This is a genomic window from Modestobacter sp. VKM Ac-2982 (genome assembly GCF_026967935.1).
In the GTDB taxonomy this organism is placed as follows: domain Bacteria; phylum Actinomycetota; class Actinomycetes; order Mycobacteriales; family Geodermatophilaceae; genus Modestobacter.
This window is the reverse complement of record NZ_JAPVBL010000005.1, coordinates 280,721-301,721: the sequence shown is the minus strand read 5'-3', so window position 1 is coordinate 301,721 and position 21,001 is coordinate 280,721. Positions and strand designations below refer to the sequence as shown.

General features: G+C 75.8%; 18 protein-coding genes and 1 pseudogene. 6 read left to right on the top strand and 13 right to left on the bottom strand.

Annotated elements, in window-relative coordinates:
* Positions 1–7 precede the first annotated feature (7 nt).
* From O2W20_RS18835 to O2W20_RS18825, 3 genes are read right to left on the bottom strand one after another with little or no spacing between them, the layout of a single operon-like run.
* The gene (locus O2W20_RS18835; RefSeq protein ID WP_269171647.1) at positions 8–958 is read right to left on the bottom strand and encodes a phytoene/squalene synthase family protein; all 951 of its coding nucleotides are present in this window, start codon (positions 956–958) and stop codon (positions 8–10) included.
* Positions 955–2,457 (bottom strand): phytoene desaturase family protein, encoded by a 1,503-nt coding sequence (crtI, locus tag O2W20_RS18830; RefSeq protein WP_269171648.1) that lies wholly within the window; start codon positions 2,455–2,457, stop codon positions 955–957. Before crtI ends, O2W20_RS18835 begins: the two co-directional genes overlap by 4 nt.
* The gene (locus O2W20_RS18825) at positions 2,454–3,584 is read right to left on the bottom strand and encodes a polyprenyl synthetase family protein (protein ID WP_269171649.1); all 1,131 of its coding nucleotides are present in this window, start codon (positions 3,582–3,584) and stop codon (positions 2,454–2,456) included. The genes crtI and O2W20_RS18825 overlap by 4 nt, the downstream gene beginning before the upstream one ends.
* 238 nt (positions 3,585–3,822) lie before the next feature.
* Here O2W20_RS18825 and metF point away from each other — a divergent pair, with 238 nt between their 5' ends.
* Positions 3,823–4,725 carry a methylenetetrahydrofolate reductase [NAD(P)H] gene (gene metF, locus O2W20_RS18820; RefSeq protein ID WP_269171650.1) on the top strand — a complete coding sequence of 301 codons (903 nt, stop codon included), beginning with the start codon at positions 3,823–3,825 and terminating at the stop codon, positions 4,723–4,725.
* Here the strand turns inward: metF and O2W20_RS18815 are convergent.
* The 3 genes from O2W20_RS18815 to O2W20_RS18805 form a co-directional block, all read right to left on the bottom strand.
* The gene (locus O2W20_RS18815) at positions 4,718–5,332 is read right to left on the bottom strand and encodes a hypothetical protein (RefSeq protein WP_269171651.1); all 615 of its coding nucleotides are present in this window, start codon (positions 5,330–5,332) and stop codon (positions 4,718–4,720) included. The genes metF and O2W20_RS18815 overlap by 8 nt on opposite strands.
* A 120-nt stretch (positions 5,333–5,452) precedes the next feature.
* Entirely contained in the window at positions 5,453–7,051 is a 1,599-nt protein-coding gene (locus O2W20_RS18810) for a methyl-accepting chemotaxis protein (RefSeq protein ID WP_269171652.1), read from the bottom strand.
* A 159-nt stretch (positions 7,052–7,210) separates the two neighbouring features.
* Positions 7,211–8,044: a lipase family alpha/beta hydrolase gene (locus tag O2W20_RS18805; protein WP_269171653.1), complete on the bottom strand. Its 834-nt coding sequence runs from the start codon at positions 8,042–8,044 to the stop codon at positions 7,211–7,213.
* A 37-nt stretch (positions 8,045–8,081) separates the two neighbouring features.
* Between O2W20_RS18805 and O2W20_RS18800 the strand changes: the two genes are divergently transcribed.
* Positions 8,082–8,765 carry a CDP-alcohol phosphatidyltransferase family protein gene (locus O2W20_RS18800; protein WP_269171654.1) on the top strand — a complete coding sequence of 228 codons (684 nt, stop codon included), beginning with the start codon at positions 8,082–8,084 and terminating at the stop codon, positions 8,763–8,765.
* 128 nt (positions 8,766–8,893) lie between these two features.
* Positions 8,894–9,871, top strand: a complete 978-nt coding sequence (locus O2W20_RS18795) for a carbohydrate kinase family protein (RefSeq protein ID WP_269171655.1) — start codon at positions 8,894–8,896, stop codon at positions 9,869–9,871.
* Between the two features lie 80 nt (positions 9,872–9,951).
* Here the strand turns inward: O2W20_RS18795 and O2W20_RS18790 are convergent, their stop codons facing one another.
* The 7 genes and pseudogenes from O2W20_RS18790 to O2W20_RS18760 form a co-directional block, all read right to left on the bottom strand.
* Complete coding sequence (locus O2W20_RS18790; RefSeq protein ID WP_269171656.1) at positions 9,952–10,608, bottom strand: flavin reductase family protein; 657 nt, start codon at positions 10,606–10,608, stop codon at positions 9,952–9,954.
* A 31-nt stretch (positions 10,609–10,639) separates the two neighbouring features.
* Positions 10,640–11,215 (bottom strand): annotated as a pseudogene (locus tag O2W20_RS18785) (peroxiredoxin family protein); the annotation flags it as partial.
* An 89-nt stretch (positions 11,216–11,304) separates the two neighbouring features.
* Positions 11,305–12,471 carry a glycosyltransferase gene (locus tag O2W20_RS18780; protein WP_269171657.1) on the bottom strand — a complete coding sequence of 389 codons (1,167 nt, stop codon included), beginning with the start codon at positions 12,469–12,471 and terminating at the stop codon, positions 11,305–11,307.
* On the bottom strand, positions 12,468–13,286 hold the full coding sequence (locus O2W20_RS18775; RefSeq protein WP_269171658.1) for a carotenoid biosynthesis protein: 819 nt from the start codon (positions 13,284–13,286) through the stop codon (positions 12,468–12,470). The genes O2W20_RS18780 and O2W20_RS18775 overlap by 4 nt, the downstream gene beginning before the upstream one ends.
* Positions 13,283–14,908 carry a phytoene desaturase family protein gene (locus O2W20_RS18770; RefSeq protein ID WP_269185522.1) on the bottom strand — a complete coding sequence of 542 codons (1,626 nt, stop codon included), beginning with the start codon at positions 14,906–14,908 and terminating at the stop codon, positions 13,283–13,285. The genes O2W20_RS18775 and O2W20_RS18770 overlap by 4 nt, the downstream gene beginning before the upstream one ends.
* A gap of 32 nt (positions 14,909–14,940) precedes the next feature.
* Positions 14,941–15,534 carry a GNAT family N-acetyltransferase gene (locus O2W20_RS18765; RefSeq protein WP_269171659.1) on the bottom strand — a complete coding sequence of 198 codons (594 nt, stop codon included), beginning with the start codon at positions 15,532–15,534 and terminating at the stop codon, positions 14,941–14,943.
* A complete protein-coding gene (locus O2W20_RS18760; RefSeq protein WP_269171660.1) occupies positions 15,531–16,055 on the bottom strand; it encodes a YbaK/EbsC family protein in 525 nt (174 codons plus the stop codon). The genes O2W20_RS18765 and O2W20_RS18760 overlap by 4 nt, the downstream gene beginning before the upstream one ends.
* Positions 16,056–16,396: 341 nt before the next feature.
* Between O2W20_RS18760 and O2W20_RS22695 the strand changes: the two genes are divergently transcribed.
* The 3 genes from O2W20_RS22695 to O2W20_RS18745 are packed head-to-tail and all read left to right on the top strand — an operon-like array spanning position 16,397 to position 20,993.
* Complete coding sequence (locus tag O2W20_RS22695) at positions 16,397–16,723, top strand: DUF6504 family protein (RefSeq protein WP_331254125.1); 327 nt, start codon at positions 16,397–16,399, stop codon at positions 16,721–16,723.
* Positions 16,723–17,238, top strand: a complete 516-nt coding sequence (locus O2W20_RS18750; RefSeq protein WP_269171662.1) for an SAV_6107 family HEPN domain-containing protein — start codon at positions 16,723–16,725, stop codon at positions 17,236–17,238. The genes O2W20_RS22695 and O2W20_RS18750 overlap by 1 nt, the downstream gene beginning before the upstream one ends.
* Complete coding sequence (locus O2W20_RS18745) at positions 17,235–20,993, top strand: DNA polymerase III subunit alpha (protein WP_269171663.1); 3,759 nt, start codon at positions 17,235–17,237, stop codon at positions 20,991–20,993. Before O2W20_RS18750 ends, O2W20_RS18745 begins: the two co-directional genes overlap by 4 nt.
* Positions 20,994–21,001 lie beyond the last annotated feature (8 nt).

Below are 21,001 nucleotides of genomic sequence, written 5' to 3'. Positions count from 1 at the left end.
ACCTGACCTACCTCGCGTTGTTCGGCCTCGCCCTGGTGCTGCTCACCCTCGCCAGCTGGGCGGCGGTCAACCGGCGGGCGAACACGGCCAGACGGCGCGGCTTGGACACCCGCACCCGGCGGTCCAGCACCCGGTGGTCGGCGCGCTCGATCTCGGTGAGGATCCCGCCGTAGAGGGCGGTGGCCGCGCGCACGCAGTCCCGGGACTCGCGGGCCAGCATCGGCGTGCCCGGTGCCGCGTCGTCGTAGCGGCGCCGGGTGACCGCGACCATCTCCCGCATCAGCTCGGCGAAGCCGGGGGAGTGCCGCTTGGCGGCCAGCTGCTCCCGGGTGACCCCGTGCTCGGCCATCAGGTCCGCCGGCAGGTACACCCGGCCGCGGTCGACGTCCTCGGCGACGTCGCGCAGGAAGTTGGTCAGCTGGAACGCCTCGCCCAGCGCGATCGCGTGCGGTGCGGCCTCCTCCCGGGCGACCCCGGGGGCGGTGCCCAGCACCGGGAGCACCTGCAGGCCGATGACCGACGCCGAGCCCCACATGTACCGGTCCAGGGCGGCCAGGTCGGCGTAGCCGCTGACGTCGAGGTCGCTGGTCATCGCGGCCAGGAAGTCGACCAGGTGCTCGATCGGGATGTCGTAGCGGCGGTAGGTGTGCACCAGCGCCAGCCGCACCGGGTCGTCGGACCAGCCGGCTTCGACCTCCTCCAGCGCCGCCTTCGACCAGGCCAGCAACTCGCTCTCGGGGTCCCGGCCGGGCAGGTCGGCGCCGACGTCGACGATGTCGTCGGCCACCCGGGCGGCGGCGTACAGCGCGTGAATCGCGGCCCGGCGGTCCGGGGTGAGCAGACGGGTGGCCAGGAAGTAGGACTTGCCGTGCTCGGCGGCGATCCCGCGGCACACGGCATAGGCGGCGTCCAGCTGGGCCTGTTGCTGTACCCGGGTGGGAGGCGGTGCGGTGGTCATCCCTGCGCCCCCGTGATCCGCTCGGCGGCCAGCCGGCCGCTGATCACCACCATCGGCACCCCGACGCCGGGCTGGACCGACGAACCGGCCAGGACGACGTTCTCCGGCCCGCTGCGGGGCAGCGTGGACGGGCGGAACGGCCCGGTCTGCCCGAAGGTGTGCGCCAGCGCGAACGGGGTGCCCGCGGCCATGCCCTGGGCGGCCCAGTCGACCGGGGTGAGCAGCTCCTCGACCTCGATCGACCCGCCGATCCCGGTCCAGCCACGTGCCTCGAGGGTGGCCAGCAGCTCCTCGCGGTAGCGGGGGGCCAGTGCCGGCCAGTCCAGGTCCGGGTTGCCGCCGCTGCGCCGGTCCAGGTTCGGGGTCGGGGCGACGACGCTGAGCACCTGGCCACCCTCGGGGGCGAGCGAGCGGTCGGTCACCGACGGCATGCTGATCAGCAGGCTCGGGTCGCTCATCGGGCGGCCGTCGCGGGTCAGCTCGGCGAAGACCTGCTCCCAGGCCGCGCCGAAGCTGATCGTGTGGTGCGCCTGGCCGGGCAGCTCGGCGCGCACGCCCAGGTGCAGCGCCACGCAGGACGGCGAGTAGACCGGGCGTCGCGGCCCGCGCAGCCCGGGCACCAGCCGGTGCGGGGCGTCGGCGGTGACCACGACGGCGTCGGCGGGCAGCAGGTCCCCGCCCTCGAGCGCCACCCCGGTGACCCGGCCGCCGGCCAGCTCCAGCTCGGCCACCTCCGTGCCGTAGCGGAACTGCACCCCGGCGTCCGCGGCGGCGGCGGCCATCGCCCGGGGGACGGCGCCGATCCCGCCCTGCGGGTGCCAGACCCCGGCCCCGATGTCCAGCTGGGCGATGACCGCGTAGGCGGCGATCGCCCGGAACGGGGAGACCCCGGCGTAGAGCGCCTGGAAGCTGAACAGCCGGCGCAGCCGGTCGTCGGTGAACGCCGCCTCGACGTGCTTGGACAGCCGGCGGAACCCACCGCGGCGGACCAGGGACAGCAGCTCGGGGCCCAGCAGGTCCAGCGGGGAGTCCAGGTTGCGGTCGATGAACGTGCGCAGCTGCAGCTCGTAGAGCTCGGCGAGGTCGTCGAGGTAGTGGAGCAGGGCCGCGGCCTCACCGGCGCCGCACAGCCGCTCGACCTCGGCGGCGAAGGCGGTCCGGTCGGCGTGCACGTCCAGGTGCGACCCGTCGGCGAACTGGGCCCGGTAGGTGGTGTCCAGCGCGGTGAGGGTCAGCCGGTCGGACATCGTCTCGCCGACCGCGGCGAAGGCGTCGGCGACCAGCTCGGGGGCGGTGAACACCGAGGGACCGGTGTCCAGGGCGTACCCGGAGCGCTCGACCCGGCCGGCCCGCCCCCCGGGGCCGGGGCAGCGGTCGACGACGGTGACCTCCCGTCCGGCGCCGCGCAGCCGCAGCGCCGCGGAGAGGCCGGCCAGGCCGGCCCCGATCACGACGATCCGGTCGGTGCGCCCGGGGACGGTGCGCAGGGTCCTGCTCACGCGGTGCGGATGGTGGCGGCCACGGCGAGGGCGTCCAGCGCGGCGCGCGCCTCGTCCCTGATGGGTGCCGCGGCGATCGCCGCGCGGGCCACGGCGGTCCGGTCGGCGATCCGCTCCTCCACCCGGCTGCGGGCGCCGGTCTCCTCGAGCAGGGTGCGCAGCGCGGCCAGCTGCTCCGGGCCGGCGTCCGGGTCGCCGAGCGCCCGGGTCAACAGCCGCCGGCCGGCCTCGCCGGCCCGCTCCTCGGCCAGCGCGATCAGCAGCGTCTGCTTGCCCTCGCGCAGGTCGTCGTCCACGGACTTGCCGGTGACGGCGGGGTCGCCGAAGACGCCCAGCACGTCGTCGCGGAGCTGGAATGCCTCGCCCAGCGGCAGGCCGATGGCGGTGTAGGCCTCGCTGACGTCGGGGCCGGCCCCGGCGATCGCGGCGCCGAGCTGCAGCGGCCGCTGCACCGTGTAACCGGCGCTCTTGTACCGGGCCACGGTCAGGGCGCCCCCGGGCCCGGGCAGCCCACCGGCGGCGCGCAGCAGGTCCAGGTACTGCCCGGCGGTGACCTCGGTGCGCATGGTGTCCCAGACCCCCCGGGCCCGGGACAGCGCGGCCGCGGAGATGCCCGACCGGCGCAGCAGCTCGTCGGACCAGACCAGGGCCAGGTCACCGACGAGGATCGCGGCCCCGACCCCGAAACCGGTGGCGTCGCCGTGCAGACCGGCGTCGACGTGCCGGGTCGCGAAGCCGATGTGGGTGGCCGGGCGGGCGCGGCGGGTCAGGGCGCCGTCCATCACGTCGTCGTGGACCAGCGCACTGGCGTGTACGAACTCCACCGCGGCGACGGCGCGCAGCACGTCGGCGTCGGCTTCGGCGACGCCGGCCGCACCGGCCGCGGCCCCGCGCCAGCCCCAGTAGGCGAACAGCGGCCGCAGCCGCTTCCCGCCCTCGGCCAGGGCACAGACCTCGTCGACGACCGGGACGAGGGAGTCGTCCATCGCAGCCAGGGTCTGCCGCTGCTCGGCCAGGAACCCGGCCAGCGCGGCGGCGACCGCCGCGCGGACCCGCTCCTCGTCGGCGGCCCCCGGCTGGACCGGGACCCGGACGGGCGGCTGGCGGCGTTGGGTCCCGGCGGTCACCGGGCCAGTATCGCCCGCCGTGATCGGACGCTGCCCGTTCACCCTTGCTGGTGCGGCCGTCATCTCCACTGGGTCTCCTCCTCCGCCCGGCCCCGCCGGTCCGCCGTGTCGCGGGCCGTCCGTGGGCCGTCCGGGGTTGCTTCTGCCGCGACCCCGCCGGTGGATGCACCCGGCCGGGTCGCCACCTGCAGCGGTCGGTGCGTGGCCGGCGGCCCGCGCGCCCGTAGGCTCGCCTGCCATGACCGGCACCGTGCGCGAGCTGCTCCAGACCGAGCGGCCCACCTGGTCCTTCGAGTTCTTCCCCCCGCGCGACGCGGCGGCGGAGACGCAGCTGTGGACGGCGCTGCGCCAGCTGGAGCAGCTGCGGCCCTCGTTCGTGTCGGTGACCTACGGCGCGGGCGGGTCGACCCGCGAGGGCACCGTGTCGGTGACCGAGCGCATCGCCACCGACACCACGATGCTCCCGATGGCCCACCTGACCGCGGTCGACCACAGCGTCGCCGAGCTCCGGCACGTGGTGAGCCGGCTCGCGGCTGCGGGGGTGCGGAACCTGCTCGCGTTGCGCGGTGACCCGCCGGGCGCGGACCCGCAGGGGGAGTGGGTGGCCCACCCGCAGGGCCTGCGGTACGCCGCCGAGCTGGTCGAGCTGATCAAGGGCATCGGCGACTTCTCCGTCGGCGTGGCCGCCTTCCCCGAGCGGCACCCCCGCTCGGCGGACTTCGACACCGACACCGACATGTTCGTCGCGAAGTGCCGGGCCGGAGCCGACTTCGCCATCACCCAGATGTTCTTCCGGGTCGAGGACTACCTCCGGCTGCGGGACCGGGTCGCGGCCCGTGGCTGCGACGTGCCGGTCCTCGCCGGGGTGATGCCGGTGACCAACGCCCGGCAGATCACCAGGATCGTGCAGCTGTCCGGGCAGGCGTTCCCGGCGGACCTGGCCGAGCGGTTCGCCGCGCTGGACGGCGACCGCCCCGAGGACAAGCGCGCGGTGCGGGCGCTCGGTGTCGAGGTGGCCACCCAGATGTGCCGGCAGCTGCTGGACGAGGGCGTCCCCGGCATCCACTTCATCACCATGAACCGGTCGACGGCGACGCGGGAGGTCTACACCAACCTGGCCGGCGCGGACCTGGTCAGCTGAGCAGCTCCTCGGCCTCCAGCGCGGCCCGCCGCAGCCCCTGCCGTTCGGCCGCGTAGCCACCGGCGACCCCGACGACCGGGAACTGGGCCAGCGCCCGGTGCCGGAGCTTCCCCTTCGGCCGGGCGTCCAGGGCGTCGTCGATCCGGCTGAGCAGCCGGGCGGCCCGCCACAGGCTGCGCGCGACGCCCCGCGCCCCGGAGCGGTCCTCGCCCAGCGCCTCGTCGACGTAGACCCCGCGGCTGCGGTCCAGCAGCGGCTGGACCCGGTCGGCGGGCAGGTCGCGGTCCAGCAGCACCCGGGCCAGCAGCGACACCCGGTCCGCGGGGCGGTCGAGGCCGTGTTCCCCGGCCACCCCGAGGACGACGAGGGCCTGCACCGCCGAGCCGACCGTGTTCTGCAACGGCAGCAGGTCGGCCAGCTTGCCGGCGAAGCGCGGCGCGGCCGAGACGCCGGCGGCCACCCGGCTGACCTGGTCGGCCCACCAGGCGGCCCGCTCGGCCGGGGACAGCCGCGGAGGGCGCCCCAGCCGCTGGGCGAGCGGGTTCAGCCCACGGTCGACACGGCGGAGGACGTCGACGACGACGGCGTCACTGATCGGGGCGGCCATGATCGCGACCCTAGGTGGCCACCGGCCGGACGGCGGGTCGGGCACTCACGGGCACGCACCGCGGGGGGCGACCTGCCCCGGCCGAGCGGGCCGGGGCATCGTCGGCCCGGCCCGGCGTCCTCACCAGGTGAAGCGGCTGATGCCGGTACGCAGGTGGGCGGCCATCCGGGCGAGGTCGTCCACGGCGAGCCGGGTCTGGCCGAGCGCCTCGGTCGTCGACCGGGCGGCGGCGGAGACGCCGGTGGTGTTCCCGGCGATCTCGGTGGTCCCGCCGGCGGCCTCCTGGACCGACCGCGACATCTCGTTCGTCGTCGCGGTCTGCTCCTCCACCGCGCTGGCGATGGTGAGCTGGAAGTCGTTGATCGACGTGATCACCTGGCTGATCCGGCCGATCGCGGCCACCGCCCCCGCGGTGTCGCCCTGGATCGTCGCCACCCGCCGGGCGATGTCCTCGGTGGCGCGGGCGGTCTCCTGGGCGAGCTCCTTGACCTCGGTGGCCACCACGGCGAAGCCGGCGCCCGCTGCACCGGCCCGGGCGGCCTCGATGGTGGCGTTGAGGGCGAGCAGGTTGGTCTGCTCGGCGATCGAGGTGATGGTCGTGACCACCGCGCCGATCTCCTGGCTGGAGGCACCCAGCGCCTCGATCGTCCCGGTGGTGGTCTGCGCCTCGGCCACGGCGGCCGCAGCCATCCGGGCTGCCGCACTGGCGTTGTGGCTGATCTCCCGGATGGAGGCGCCCATCTGCTCGGCGCCGGCCGCGACGGTGGCGACGTTGCGTGACACCTCCTCCGCCGCAGTGGAGACGGCGCCGGACTGGGCGGCGGTCTCCTCGGCGGCGGCCGAGATCTGCGCCGCGGAGGCGCTGAGCTCCTCCGAGGAGGCGGCGACCGCGTCGGCCGACCCGGCCACGGACCCCATCACGGTCCGCAGCTGGGCGAGAGCGCCGTCCAGGGCGGCCGCCGTCTGGCCCACCTCGTCGCGGGAGGAGACGTCCGCCGTGCGGGTGAGGTCGCCGGCGGCGAGGGCCTGCGCGGTCGCCTGCACCCGGCGCAGGCCGCGGGTGATCGCCCGGGCGACGAGGACCCCGCCGGTGAGCGCGGCGAGCGACCCGAGGACGACGACGACCGCCAGGAGGGTCCGGGTGTGCTCGTACTCCTCGGTCGCGGACGCCGCGGTGGCGGCGGCGTTGACGGCACGCTGCTCGGCCAGCTCGTCGATGTGGCCGATGATCTCCGTGGCGATCGGGGTGATCGTCGCCTCCCGGGCTGCCGACCAGCCGGCGAGGTCGCCACGGTCGGCCAGTGCGTCGAGTCCGACCATCGCCTGCTGGTAGTCGGTGATCCCGTCCAGCACGCTCTCGATCAGGGCGCGGCCCTCCGTCGACGGGTTGGTGTCCAGGTACCGGTCGGCGGCGGCGGCGAGCTCGGCGTAGGCGTCCTGCCGGGCCTGCAGGTAGCCCGCCCGGTCGGCTGCGGTGGTCGCCACCGCGTAGTTCGTGCCGGCCAGGCGGATCGCGAAGAAGTCCGAGCGCACCTCCTCGACCTGGGCGGTGCCCACGAGCTCCTTGCCGTACATGGACGTCGTCGCGTCGGCGGTGACCCCCAGGCTGCGCAGGCCGAGGAGGCCGACGAGCACCGCGACGAGCACCGCTGTGCCCACTGCGGTGACGATCTTGGCGGTGATGCCCCAGCGGCGGGACGGGACGGGGGTGGTGGGCACGAGAGCCTCCGAGGCTGCGGGGTCGAGAGCGGCGCCGTCCTGGCGCCTTGCACTCGGTAATGACCGCAGCACTGTCGGTATTGCCCATTCTCGTCGTTCTTCACCCAATGTGGGTGCACGGCGCAACTAACACACCGCGGGGCGCCTCGCCGGGACCGGTCAGCTCTGGCGGAGCCGGCTGCAGTCAGCCGCGGCCAGCTCCACCGGGGGCCCGGCGGCCAGCTGGGCGAGCACGATCGCCTGGACCAGCGCGTCGGCGGGCAGCTGGCCGTGCGACACCTCGGCGTCGGCACACACCGACTGCACCGGCAGGTTCAGCGCGCCGTCCAGCTCGGCCGACGCCGGCGGCGTGACGGTCTCGTCCTGCGTCGTCCACACCGAGACCCAGCTGGGCCCGGCCGGCGTCTCGTCGCCGGCGTTCAACTCGGCGAGCAGCGGACTGTCGGTGGTCAGCTGCTGGCAGGCGTCCGGGCACTCCGCGGCCAGGAACCGGGCGGCCAGGTCGGCGATGGCGGTGCCATGGTGCGGGGAGCCCAGGGTGAGCACCCGCCGGGCCTGCTCCGCTCCGCGGTCGGCCGCCCACAGCCGGGCGATGACCCCACCGGCGGAGTAGCCGATGACGTCCACGCTGTCGGCACCGGTGCGCTCGAGCGCCGCGTCGGCTGCGGTGCCCAGCACCGCCGCGGAGGCGGCCAGGTCACCGGTGCCGTCGCCCGGCACCGGGACGACGGTGGCGTCCCGTCCGCCGGCGGTGAGCCGATCGGCGAGCGGCTGCAGCGAGCCGACCGACCCGCCGTACCCGGGCACCAGCAGCACCGGGCCCGGGGTGGTCTCCTCGACCGCGGCCGGCCCGGCTCCGCCGTCCGGGCCGATCAGCCGGGGGACGGTCAGGGCTGCGACGGCCACCACCGCGACCAGCGCGAGCAGCGCGGACGCGAGACGACGACGGGCGGGGGAGAGGCCGGCGAGCACCAGCCCACTGTCCCTGTCCACGGCACCGGGCCGCCCGGTTCGTGGTGGACTGCACACCGTGCTGAGCCGCGACGAGTACCTGGTGGCCTGGTCACGCTGGCACGGGGGCACCGACCCGGCCGAGAGCCGGCTGGTGCGCGGCTGGTTGTCCCTGGCCTACACCCTCGCGGTCCCGCTGGCCCGGCTCTCCCCGCTGGCCGCCACCGCGCTGGGGCTGCTGGTCGCGGTGGCCGCGATCGCCCCGGCCGCCGCGGGCGGGGCCTGGCTGATCGCGGCCGGCGTGCTCATCGGGCTGTCCGGGCTGCTGGACTCCCTGGACGGCGCCCTGGCCATCGCGGGCGGGCGCGCCTCCCGGCGTGGGTTCGTGCTGGACTCCGCCGTCGACCGGCTGACCGAGGCCGGCTACGCCGTGGCCTTCTGGGTCGCCGGCGCCCCGGGCTGGCTGGCCGCCGCCTTCGGTGCGCTCTGCTGGTTGCCGGACTACCTGCGCGCCCGCGCCGGGCAGGCCGGGGTGCACGAGACCGGCGCCGTCTCGGTGTGGGAGCGGCCCAGCCGAGTGGCGATGTCGGCGCTCGGACTGGGCGGCGCGGGGGTCGTCTCGCTGCTGGACGTGCAGCTCGAGCTGGGGGGTGCCGACGCGGTCGTGCTCGCCGTCGGCTGCGCGGCGGCGGTCGGCTGCCTGCTGGGCGTCATCGGGACGGCGCAGCTCGGCGTCCAGCTGCGCCGGGCGCTCGCGGACTGACCCCAGCGGGGGCCACCGCGGGCGGGGCGGGGCTGCGGCTCCTACGCTGTCCCCGCCCCGGCGTCGGTGTTCCCGGCCGGGTTCCGCTGGCCCGATGGTGGCCGCCGTCCCCGGAGAGAGTCGCCCTCATGCCCGTCGTCGTGACCGGTTCCATCGCCACCGACCACCTGATGACCTTCCCCGGCAGGTTCACCGACCAGTTCGTCGAGGGCAAGATGGAGAACGTCTCGCTCTCCTTCCTGGTCGATGACCTGGTGCAGCACCGCGGCGGTGCCGGGGCGAACATGGCCTACGGGCTCGGGCTGCTGGGGCAGGGGCCGGTGCTGGTCGGCGCGGTGGGCAACGACTTCGCCGACTACGACGCCTGGCTGAGCCGGCACGGCGTGGACACCGGCAGCGTGCGCTGGTCGGAGCTCAAGCACACCGCCCGCTTCGTCTGCACCACCGACGCGGCGAACAACCAGATCGCGTCCTTCTACTCCGGCGCGATGTCCGAGGCGGCGCTGATCGAGCTGGCCCCGGTGGCCACACGCGTCGGTGACCTCGACCTGGTGATCATCGGGCCGAACGACCCGACGGCGATGGTGCAGCACACGCAGGAGTGCCGGCAGCGGGGCTACCCGTTCCTCGCCGACCCCTCGCAGCAGCTGGCCTGGGCCGACGGGGAGATGATCCGTGAGCTCGTCGACGGCGCCGACCTCCTGTTCACCAACGAGTACGAGCACGCCCTGCTGCTGCAGAAGACCGGCTGGGACGACGCCGAGGTCCTCGCCCGGGTGGGCACCTGGGTCACCACCCAGGCCGCCAAGGGCGTGCGGGTCGAGCAGGCCGGGGAGGCGACGATCGAGGTGATCGCCGTCCCGGAGACCAAGCCGGTGGAGCCGACCGGCGGTGGGGACGCGCTGCGTGCCGGGTTCGTGGCCGCCCGCCAGTGGGGGCTCGGCATCGAGCGCGCCACCCAGGTCGGGTCCGCGGTCGCCACCGCCGCGGTCGAGGTGATCGGCACGCAGGAGTACACGCTGCCGCGCGCGCCGTTCCTGGAGCGGTTCGCCGAGGCATTCGGCGCCGACGCCGCCGACGAGGTCGCCCCGCACCTGCCGGCCTGAGGGAAGGCCCCGCTGCCTCAGGCACAGGAAGCTCTTCCCCCGGTTCTCGGTCGGCAAGTGGGTGGACAGCTTCCTGTGCCTCAGCCGCCGCGGAGGCGGTCGCCGATGGCCGGGTCCTCGGTCCAGCTGCGGTAGGGGATCCGGCGGATCTCCTTGACCTCGCCGATCGTCGACCACTCGTTGCCGCCGAGCCGGGCCAACGGCTGCAGCTGCTCGATCCGCGGCCGGCCGTCCCGGACGACGCTGTCCCACGCCGAGACGTGCACCACCCGGCCGAACACCACCGTGCTGTCGCCCAGCCGCAGCGTCGCGTGCAGGACGCACTCCAGGGTCACCGGCGACTGGGCGACCCGCATCGTGGCGACCCGGTCGCTGGCCTCCAGGGTGACCCCGGTGTGCTCGGCCTCGCTCTGGTCCGGCGGGAAGTCGGTCGCGGTGGCGTTGACCTGCTCGAACAGCGCCTCCGGGGTGAGGCTGATGGTGAACTCGCCGCTGTCCTCGACGTTGCGCAGCGAGTCCTTGCGGCCCACCGAGGTGAACTGGACGACCGGCGGGTCGACGCAGGCCACCGTGTAGAAGGAGTGCGGCGCCAGGTTGTGCACGCCCCCCGCCGAGCGGCTGCACACCCAGGCGATCGGCCGGGGCACCACCACGGAGTTCAGCACCCGGTAGAAGGCCCCGGTCTCCATCTCCGCCGGGTCGAAGGAGACGCGCGGCGGGCTGCTCTGCTCGGTCACCGGCCCATCGTCGCCGACCGGGTCGCCGGGCTCAGCTCCGGGCCTGCCCGTCCGGCGGGTGCTCGGCGCGCCAGGTGTCGAAGGCGCCGAGGAAGGACTCGGCCATCCGCTGCTCGGTGACCAGCAGGTCGCGGTCCCGGTCGTCGACCATCCGGTCGCTCAGCGCCATGGTGTTGAACCGGATGGCGCGGAAGTAGGGGATGAAGGAGCTGGGCTTGAACGCACGCTTCGAGGGGTGGGGCTGCACCCCCTCGGGCGTCCAGGGGGCGGGCTCGGGGAGCGCGGGGAGCCCGAGGCCCTCGAGCGCGGTGAGCACCGGCTCGTCGTCGGTGCGGTCGGTGAAGTCCCGGGACAGTTCCCGGAAGACCTCGCGGCCGTCCGGGGCCACGGCGACGACGACCGGCCGGAAGATCGACGCCTCGGTGTCCCAGGCGTCCAGCGGCTGGGCGAGCCGGGTGCCGTCGGGGTCGCTGGCCCACCGGAAGGGCAGGTGCCAGGTGTGGTCCATGGCGAGCTGGACCTCGGGCGGGTCGACCGAGGCGAGCACCACCTCGGCGCCGGCGGCGGTGATGCGGGGCAGGGACTGGGCCAGACGGACCGCCTGGGCGCAGCAGTAGGGCTACCAGTCGCCGCGCAGGCCGACGAAGAGGAGGGCGGCGCGCGCGTCGGTGCGCAGGTCGAGGAGGTCGCTGTTCGTCATCTGCCCAGGATGGGTCCCCGGGGCTCGGCCCGCTGGTCGACGGCGGCGACCGGCAGGGTGCGCCCGCGCCACCGGAGCGAGCCCCGCCGGTGTCCGGCCACCGAGCGGGCGACCAGCACGTCGAGCAGCGCGATCGACACGGGGTGGGCCAGCGAGTCCGGCCAGGCCCGGCCACCCGTGCGGGACGCGACCACGGCCCGGTTCACCACTCCGGCGGCGTAGCCGACCAGCCCGGCGCGGGAGCCGGTCAGGGCGGCCAGCGGCGGCAGCAGCCAGACGGCGCTGAGCCCGGCGGCCACCCCGACGGCGGCCGCCGGCCGCCCGCCGACCGCCGACCACAGCGACTTGGTGTAGCCGTCGCGGACCCCCGGCCAGCCGTCGTACATCCGGCAGGTGGCCAGCGTCGAACCGTCGACGACGACGCCGCGGCCCCCGGCGGCCTTGACCGCGCGCAGCAACGCGACGTCCTCGATCACCTCACCGCGGACGGCGGCGTGCCCGCCGGCCCGGTCGTAGGCCGCGCGGCGGACCACCAGGAACTGGCCGTTGGCCGCCGCCAGCGACGGTCGTGGTGACCGCTCGGCCAGGCGCAGCGGCAACAGCGTGGCCCACAGCCACTGCTGCAGCGGCTGGACCAGCCGCTCGGCGGCGCTGCCGGTGAGCTGGCGTGGCCAGGGGGAGACCAGGTCGAGCGCTGCGTCGTCGAGCAGGGCGACCGCCGAGGCGAGCGCGTCGGGCATCAGCCGGACGTCGGCGTCCAGGAAGACCAGCACGTCGTCGGCCTGCTGGCGGCCAGCGGCCGCACCCTGGGCGCAGGCGTTCGGCTTGCCCAGCCAGCCGGGCCCGGGTGGCGTCGCGGGCAGCAGGGTGACCCGGTCGTCGCCGACCGCCGTGACCCGTTCGGCGGTGCCGTCGGTGGAGCCGTCGTCGACGACCACGACGTGCAGGTGCGGCACTCCGCGCTGGTCGAGCACGGCGGCCAGGCAGCCGGCGATCTGGTGGGCCTCGTCGCGCGCCGGGACGACCACGGTCACCCGGCGGGGGACCGGCCGTGGCACGGCCGGCGGCCGGCGGAGGAGTCGGCTGTTCCACGCGGCGTGGACCGCGGCCGCCACCGAGAGCCCGGCGCACACCCGCAGCAGCCTGCGCCAGGCAGCGGTCATCGCCGTCGCCGCCGCTCCTGGACGGCCAGGGCGGCGAGCACCGGCAGCGCCAGGACGACGCCCCAGGCCGCGGACCCCGGCAGCCCGAGCCAGCCGGCGTGCGCCAGCGCCCCGCCCAGCACCATCCAGCCCAGGGTCAGCAGCGGAGCGGTGTCCCCGATCCGGGGCGGCCGGCTGGTGCGCTCGACAAGGAGGTCGAGCAGAGTCATCAGCACCAGGCCGGCCAGCAGCCACCCGGCGAGGTTGCTGAGCGGGACGGTGGAGATGCCCGGCAGGCCCGGCTCGGGGTGAGCCCAGCGCCAGTAGCCGGCCTGCACCAGCTGCGGGTCGAGCACCACGTCCCAGGCGGCGAAGACGTAGGCCGCCACCGCCACCCGGGCGGCCCGGCGTCGGGGGGCGCGCACCCGCGAGGTCAGCCGGGCGGCGAGCACCCAGCTCGGCCACGCCATCATCAGCCAGGCCAGCGGCACCAGGAAGGGCACCCCGAGCAGCGTCGGGCCCAGCGTGTCGCTGTAGACGTACTCGCCGTACGGGAACCCGGTGCTCAGCCCCAGGGCCTCGAACAGCACCGCGACGACGCCCACCACGACGAACACCGCGGCGCCGGTGCGGGCGCCGCGGCTGACCGTGGCGTGGCTGACCGACACCGCCGAACCCAGCAGCACGATCGCCCAGCTGACCGCGTCGCGGGCCGCGCCGCTGCTGAGCGGGTAGGCGATCGCGGTGCCCAGCAGCGCGACGGTGATCGTGAGGGGCAGCCAGGGCAGTGGGGCCGGTCCGGTGCCCGGCCGGCGGGTGAGGAGCGTGCCGGTCACCCCGCCGCCCCCCGCCGCAGCCGGCGTCCGGCCCAGCCCGTCACCCCGGCTCGCCACCGGGCCGCGGGCCGGCGGTCGGCGAGCACCACCCGGGCGGCGGTGCGGCCGGAGTTGCCGGAGACCCCGCCCCCGGGGTGCGTGGAGGCGCCGGTCAGGTAGAGCCCGCCGAGCCCCGGCACCCGGTGCCCGGACAGCGCCGGGGTCGGCCGGAAGCCGAACATGCTGGCCAGGCTCATCTCCACGTGCATGACGTTGCCACGCAGCAGGGACAGTTCCTGCTCCAGCTTCAGCGGGGTCTGTACGTACAGCCGCTGTACCGAGTCGGCGAAGCCGGGTGCGTACCGGTCGACCGCGGCGATCAGCTGCTGGGCGGCCCGGTCGGCGATCTCCTCCCAGTCCGACCCGTCGGCGAGCTCGTAGGGGTACCACTGGCCCCAGACGGTGACCACGTGCTGGCCGGCCGGGGCGAGGGTCGGGTCGCTCGCGGAGAAGGACATGGCCAGCGGCACCGGCTCGCGGGGGAGCTCGCCGGCCAGCCAGTCGCCGTGCGCCCGGGCCAGCTGGGCCCGGTCGGTGCAGAGCAGCTGCAGCCCCTGCAGCGCCTCCTCGCCCGCGCCGGGGTAGCTCGGCAGGGCGTCGGTCTGCGCGCGCAGCACCAGGCCGAAGCCGTTGCCCAGCGGCGGGTCAGCCTCGGCCAGCGCGGGCGGGGCGTCGTCGCCGGCCAGCGCCTTGGTGGCCAGCACGTGGCAGGCGGCGATGACCACCGGTGCGGAGATCCGCCGTCCGGAGACCGTCTGCACCCCGGTGACCCGCCGGTCGTCGGGCGGCCCGTCGACGAGCAGGCGGGCCGCGCCGTCCCCGAGGGTGACCCGGCCGCCGTCACTGGCCAGCCGCGCCGCCAGCGCCTGGGTGAGCCCGCCCGACCCGCCTACCGGGTGGCCGGGCGGGACGTCGTGCAGCAGTGCGACCCAGCCGACCATCGCGGCCGTGCCGGGCTCGGACATGGGCGGGCCGGACTGGGCGCCGAACCAGGCCAGGGCCGCCTTGAGCCGCTCGCTGGTGAACCAGCGGTCGAGCAGGGCGTCCCCGGAGCCGAGGAAGTCGGTCGCGATCTCCCCGCCCGGGGTGCGGGGCTGGCCGCGCCGGGGGGCGCCGACCGGCCACAGGTGCCGGACCAGCCGGGTCATCGCCGGCCGGTCGCCGAAGGCCTTGACGACGGCGGCGCTGCGCGGGCCCCAGACCTCGACGAACCGGCGGTAGGCCGCGGCGTCGGCGTCCCCGCAGGCGGCGGCGATGGAGGCGCAGGTGGCGTCGAGGTCGACGGAGAAGACCAGCGGCCGCCCGTCGGGGCCGGGGTCGCCGGGCGCCGGTGCCGGTGCGAAGCCCCAGGGGTCGCAGTCGACGTAGCGCAGGCCGAAGCGGTCGAGCTCCAGCTCCTCGACCACCCCGCTGTGCCGGATGATCACGTGCGCGCTGGACCCGCGGTCGACCCGGACGCCGGGCCAGCGCTCCACGGTGGAGACGGCGCCGCCGAGGACCTCGTCGGACTCCACCACCTCCACGCGCAGCCCGGCCCGGGCGAGGTGGCAGGCGGCGACCAGGCCGTTGTGCCCGGAGCCGATGACGACGACGTCGGCGGTGCTGTCGACGGTGATCAGCCCTTTCCGGTGGGGACGGGCAGGGGCAGCCGCGCGCCCAGGATCGCGAAGGGGCGGGCGTCGCCGGGGAAGTGGTAGCCGCGGGCCAGGTCGACGAACCCGTCGGCGTGGTAGAGCCGGAAGGCCTTGGTGTCGGTGTCCGGGGTGCTCAGCAGGGCGGCCGGGTGGGGGAGGTCGGCCAGCAGCGCGTGCAGCAGCTGGCGGCCCAGGCCCTGGCTCTGCCGGTCGGGGTGCACGTGCAGCTCGCACACCTCGAACGCGCCGGGCAGCCACTGCTTCGCCGTCCGCCGGTCCAGGGCGTTGCGGACCTGGTCGTGCCACCACTGCCCGGGGGCGACGACGTAGCCGTAGCCGAAGCCGACCAGCCGTTCGCCGACCGTGCCGTCGTCCTGCCGGACCTCGGCGAAGGCGCCGACGGCGCGGAAGCCCTCCCGCTCGGTGTGCTGGACGGCGTAGCCGTAGCGCCCGGCGACGACGGAGTCGCCGTAGCCCATCGCCGCCCCGTAGATCGCCAGTGCCTCGTGCAGGTGTTCGCGCATCCAGCCGGCGGGCAGCTCGGTGACCCGGGCCGCGGGTGTGGTGCCGGTCATCGGGTGGTCTCCTCGTCGGCGGCGGCCGGAGACGGCCCCGGGCCGACCTCCGCGGGGGTGCCGCCGGTGAGCTGCAGCAGCTCGTCGTAGCTGGTGGGGAAGACGGTGTGCGGGTGCCCGGCGGCCGCCCACACCCGAGGGTGCCGGGCGAGCTCCACGTCGACCAGCGTGCCGATCGGCTCCGGGTGCCCGACCGGCGCCACCCCGCCGATCGCCTGGCCGGTGTGCCGGCGGACGAACTCGGGGGTGGCCCGGGTGATCCGCGGGACGCCGAGCAGGTCGGCGACGAGCGCCTCGTCGACCCGGTGCGCGCCGCTGGTGAGCACGAGCAGCGGGACGTCGCCGGCGTCGAACACCAGGCTGTTGGCGATCGCACCGACCTCGACGCCGAGCTGGGCGGCTGCGGCGGCGGCCGTGCGGGCGCTGGCGGGCAGTACGCGCACCCCACCGGCGACGCCGGAGGCGCGCAGCAACTGCTCGACCTCGGCGACCCGTGGGTGCGGGGTCTCCGCAGCGGTCATGCCCGCGATCCTCCCACCGGTCCCGGGACCGCGCGCCACCCGGCACCTGGGCCGACGCCGACGGTCGGCGGGGCGTCGTCTGGGGAATGCCGGCCGACCTCCAGCTGGGGTCGAGGGTTGCCCGGGCCGCTGGGTGCAGTCGCTGTAACGACACGGACGTCGACACGCCCGTCCGGCTTGACCGCTCCGGCCCGCTCCGGTCTACTCATCGGTGTTCGAACACCTGTTCGAACACCGGCGACCCGTTCGCCGGCCCGGGCCGTCACGTCCTCCGATGTGCGCTTCCCCGCCGGGCCGGGGGGCGGGCGGCCGGTGGGGGGCGAAGAGTTGCGGAGTCTGTCATGAGCCGAGTGCTCGCCGGGGCCGGTGGCCGAGCCGGTGAAGAGGTGCAGGTCGAGCAGGGGCCGTCGGGGCCGGCCGAGTTCTGGCGAGGGCAGACCCGGTACGTGGTGGGGGAGCTGCTCGACTCGTGGGTGGAGACCGACCCGTGGTGGCAGGCCGACGCCGCCGGGCGGGGTGGGGCGTCGGCCGAGCTGGTCGCCACCCGGCAGGTCTGGCGGGTCGAGGCGGTCCGCGCAGGCCGGTCCCGGATGAGCTTCGCCGGGGTCTTCGACCTGTCCTGGGAGCCGACGGGCAACCAGTGGCTGCTCGTCCGGGTGCACGACTGATGGGCGCCGCCCGGGCCCTCCCGGCCGCCGACGACGGGCAGCTCCCGTTGCTACCGCCGCTGCCCGCGGCCGCCGCCCAGCTGCTCGGTCAGGCCCATCGCGGGCTGGCCGAGGCCGCCGCCAGCCCCGACGCGGCCTGGCGGTACGCGACCGCACACCTGGCCGCCCTGCGCGCCGCGGCGGCCGTGCTGGCCGCCCGCACCCAGCCCGAGGCCGGGCGGCGCCGGCCGCGCAGCGCCTGGGTGCTGATCGGTCAGGTCGCCCCCGAGCTGTCGGAGTGGGCGGCGTTCTTCGCCGCCGGGGCGGCCAAGCGCGCCGCCGCCGAGGCGGGGCTCTCGCACGCGGTCACCGCACGGGAGGCCGACGACCTGGTCCGGGACGTCGGCACGTTCCTCGGCGTCGTGGAGGCCACGATCAGCCGCCCGGTGCCACCGGCGCCCGCACGTCTGCGCGCGGTCGACCCCGGCTCGCGCCGGCGCGGCCCGGGTCGCCCCGGCTCCGGCTCCACCTCGTGAGCGACCCCTTCGTCCACCTGCACGTCGCGTCGGGGTACTCGATGCGGCACGGCGCCAACCACCCGGCCGACCTGGTCGCCCGGGCGGCCGAGCACGGCATGGGCGCCCTGGCCCTGACCGACCGCGACGGGCTGTACGGCGCGGTCAAGTTCGCGCTGGCCTGCCGGTCGGCGGGCATCCGGCCGCTGTTCGGCGTCGACCTCGCGGTCGACCCCGTCGCCGGCGGCGAGCCGGCTGACCAGACCCCCGGGCGGATCACCGCTGCGGCCCGGCACCGGGCCGCCCACCCCGTCGGCCGCCGCGTCCCGGCGCGCGGTGGGGCCAGCGTGGACTCCCGGCTGCCCCGGGCCACCTTCCTCGCCCGCGACGGCGCCGGCTGGCGGTCGCTGTGCCGGCTGACCAGCGCCACCCACCTCGGCGGCACCCGCGGTGAACCGGTCAGCTCGCTGACGCTGGCCGGTGCGCACTCGACCGGGCTGCTGGCGGTGCTGGGGCCGGCGTCCTCGGTCGGCCGTGCGCTGGCCGCCGGCCGGGCCGACCTGGCCCGGGCCCGGCTGGACACCTGGCGTGCGGTCTTCGGGCCGGGCCAGCTGGTGCTCGAGGTCGTGCACCACCGCGGCCAGGGCGACCGGTCTCGTGCCCAGGCGATGCTGCGGCTGGCCGCCGAGGCCCGGGTGCCGGCGGTGCTGACCAACGCGGTCCGCTACGTCGACGCCCTCGACGCCCCGACCGCCGACGTGCTGGACGCCGCCCGCCGGCTGGTGCCGCTGGGCCAGCGGCACGTCGACCGGCGCACCGCCGAGGGGCACCTGAAGTCGGGCAAGGAGATGGCGCTGCTCGCCGAGGAGCTGGCCGGGCCGGACCGGGACGCGGCGCTGCAGCTGCTGGAGACCACCGCCCGGGTCGCCGAGCAGTGCGCGGTCGACGTCCGGGCCGACCTCGGCATCGGCACGGTGCGCTACCCCGAGCTCGACGTGGTCACCACCGCTGCCGAGCGGGGGATGGGCCCGTCGGCGGTGCTGCGGGCCCGCTGCGAGGCCGGGTTCGGCCGGCGCGGCATGACGCCGTCGGCCGTGGTGCGCGAGCGGCTGGAGGAGGAGCTGGCGGTCATCGACTCCCTCGGCTACCCCTCCTACTTCCTGACCGTCGCCGACGTGGTGGCCCTGATCAAGGAGCTCCGGGTCCGCGCAGCGGCCCGCGGCTCGGGCGCCGGCAGCCTGGTCACCTACCTGCTGGGCATCTCCGACGTCGACCCGATCCGGTACGGCCTGCTGATGGAGCGATTCCTCTCCCCGCTGCGGCACCAGCTGCCCGACATCGACATCGACGTGGAGTCGGCCCGCCGGATGGAGGTCTACGACGCGGTGATCGAGCGCTTCGGCGCCTCCCGGGTCAGCTGCATCTCGATGATGGACACCTACCGGGTGCGGCACGCGGTCCGCGACGTCGGCGCCGCCCTCGGGCTCCCCCCGGCGGAGGTCGACGCGGTGGCCAAGGCGTTCCCGCACATCCGGGCCAACCAGGTGCACGCGGCGCTGCGCGACCTCCCGGAGCTGCGGGCCAGCCGGCTGGGGTCGCGGCGAACCGGGGGCAGCGGCGATCTCGACCTGCTCTTCGACCTGGTCTCCCGGCTCGACGGGCTGCCCCGGCACATCGCGCTGCACCCGTGCGGGGTGCTGCTCTCCGACGCCACCCTGCTCGACCGCACGCCGGTGGAGAGCAGTTACCTGGGCTACCCGATGAGCCAGTTCGACAAGGACGACGTCGAGGAGCTGGGGCTGCTCAAGCTGGACCTGCTGGGCATCCGGATGCAGTCGGCGATCGCGCACGCGATGGACGAGGTGGCCCGGGTGGACGGGGAGCAGGTCGAGATCGACGCTGTCCCGCGCGACGACCCGACCACCTTCGAGCTGATCCGCAGCACCCGCACCCTGGGCATGTTCCAGATCGAGTCACCGGGTCAGCGGGAGCTGGTCGGCAAGTTCGGTCCGCAGACCTTCGAGGACCTCATCGTCGACATCTCGCTGTTCCGCCCGGGGCCGGTGAAGAGCGACATGGTCACCCCGTTCCTGATGGCCCGGAACGGCTGGCGCGACCCGATCTACCCGCACCCGGCGCTGGTCCCGGCGCTGGAGGAGACCGCCGGGGTGGTGGTCTTCCACGAGCAGGTGCTGCAGATCGTGTCGGTGATGACCGGCTGCGACCTGGCCGAGGCCGACGAGGTGCGCCGCGCGCTGGGGGAGAAGGACGCCCATCCGGAGGTGAAGGCCTGGTTCGCGCCGCGCGCGCTGGCGGAGGGCTTCGACGTCGCGGTGGTCGAGCAGGTCTGGGAGGTGCTGGTGGCCTTCGGCTCGTTCGGCTTCTGCAAGGCCCACGCCGCGGCGTTCGCGCTGCCGACCTACCAGTCGGCCTGGCTGAAGACCCACCACACCGCGGCCTTCCTGTCCGGGGTGCTCACCCACGACCCGGGGATGTACCCCAAGCGGCTGATCCTCGACGACGCCCGCAACTTCGGGGTGCAGGTGCTCGGCCTGGACGTCAACGCCTCGGCCGGCACCTACCGGGTCGAACGGGTCGGCGGCAGCACGGACGACGGACCGGCCGACCAGCCGCGCCCCCGCCCGGCCTGGATGCCGGCGTCGATGCCCGACCCGGGGCGCTACGGCATCCGGCTGTCGCTGGCCGACGTCAAGGGGATCAACGACGAGGAGGTCGCCCGGATCCAGGCCGGGCAGCCCTACCGGTCGCTGACCGACTTCTGGAACCGGGCGAAGGTGTCCCGGCCGGTGGTGGAGCGGCTGGTGCTGGCCGGTGGGTTCGACTCCGTCTACGGGTTCGGGATGCGCGACAGCGAGGGCGGCCGGCCGGCGCGGCGGCGGGAGCAGCTGACCCGCCGTGACCTGTTGCTGCAGATCGGGGAGCTGGACCGCTGGAGCCGCAGCGGGGCCCGGGCGAGCAGCACCGGCCAGCTGGGCCTGGACCTGTTCGGCGCCGAGGCCGGCGAGGCCGAACCCGGGCTGTTCGACCCGGAGGACGACGAGGAGGAGCCCGGGCGACCGGAGTTCGTCGCCTCCGGGCTGCCGGAGTTCACCGACGCCGAGCGGGTCCGTGCCGAGCTGGAGGTGCTGGGGCTGGACGCCAGCCGGCACGTCGTCGAGTTCTACCGGCCGTTCCTGGCTGCCCTCGGTGCGGTGCCGGCCGAGGAGCTGCTGCAGTGCCGCAGTGGGGCGGAGGTGCTGGTGGCCGGGGTGAAGGTGGCCACCCAGACCCCGCCGATCCGGTCCGGCCGCCGGGTGGTGTTCGTGACCCTGGACGACGGCACCGGCTGCGCGGATGCGACGTTCTTCGAGGACGTGCAGGGGCCCTACGCCGCCACGGTCTTCCACTCCTGGCTGCTGGTGGTCCGCGGGGTGATGCGGCGCACCGGGCCGCGTGGTGTCTCGATGCGGGCCACCGGGGCCTGGGAGCTGCCCGCGCTGCACGAGGCCTGGGAGACCGGCGGGCTCGCGGCGGTCGCCGAGCTGATGGCCGCGCCGGGGGAGTACACCGAGCAGGCGATCGCCGGGGCCGCAGCGTCCCGGGCGTCCCGGCCGGTGGTGGTGCGGCCGGTGCTGGTGCACCCGACCGGGTTCCGGATGTCGCCCTACGCCGACATCAAGCCGGCCGGCGAGGACGCCGCGACCGCCGCCCGCCGCGCGGCCGCAGCACCGCCGCGCAAGCTCTGGCACTCCAGCCCCGGCAGCTCGGGCCACTGAGCGGGGCC

Bases quoted from the DNA above. Each gene is read 5' to 3' on its own strand.
- O2W20_RS18835 (WP_269171647.1), bottom strand. From the start codon at position 958: ATGACCACCGCACCGCCTCCCACCCGGGTACAGCAACAGGCCCAGCTG.
- metF (WP_269171650.1), top strand. From the start codon at position 3,823: ATGACCGGCACCGTGCGCGAGCTGCTCCAGACCGAGCGGCCCACCTGG.
- O2W20_RS18815 (WP_269171651.1), bottom strand. From the start codon at position 5,332: ATGGCCGCCCCGATCAGTGACGCCGTCGTCGTCGACGTCCTCCGCCGT.
- O2W20_RS18795 (WP_269171655.1), top strand. From the start codon at position 8,894: ATGCCCGTCGTCGTGACCGGTTCCATCGCCACCGACCACCTGATGACC.
- O2W20_RS18780 (WP_269171657.1), bottom strand. From the start codon at position 12,471: ATGACCGCTGCCTGGCGCAGGCTGCTGCGGGTGTGCGCCGGGCTCTCG.
- O2W20_RS18765 (WP_269171659.1), bottom strand. From the start codon at position 15,534: ATGACCGGCACCACACCCGCGGCCCGGGTCACCGAGCTGCCCGCCGGC.
- O2W20_RS18760 (WP_269171660.1), bottom strand. From the start codon at position 16,055: ATGACCGCTGCGGAGACCCCGCACCCACGGGTCGCCGAGGTCGAGCAG.
- O2W20_RS22695 (WP_331254125.1), top strand. From the start codon at position 16,397: ATGAGCCGAGTGCTCGCCGGGGCCGGTGGCCGAGCCGGTGAAGAGGTG.
- O2W20_RS18750 (WP_269171662.1), top strand. From the start codon at position 16,723: ATGGGCGCCGCCCGGGCCCTCCCGGCCGCCGACGACGGGCAGCTCCCG.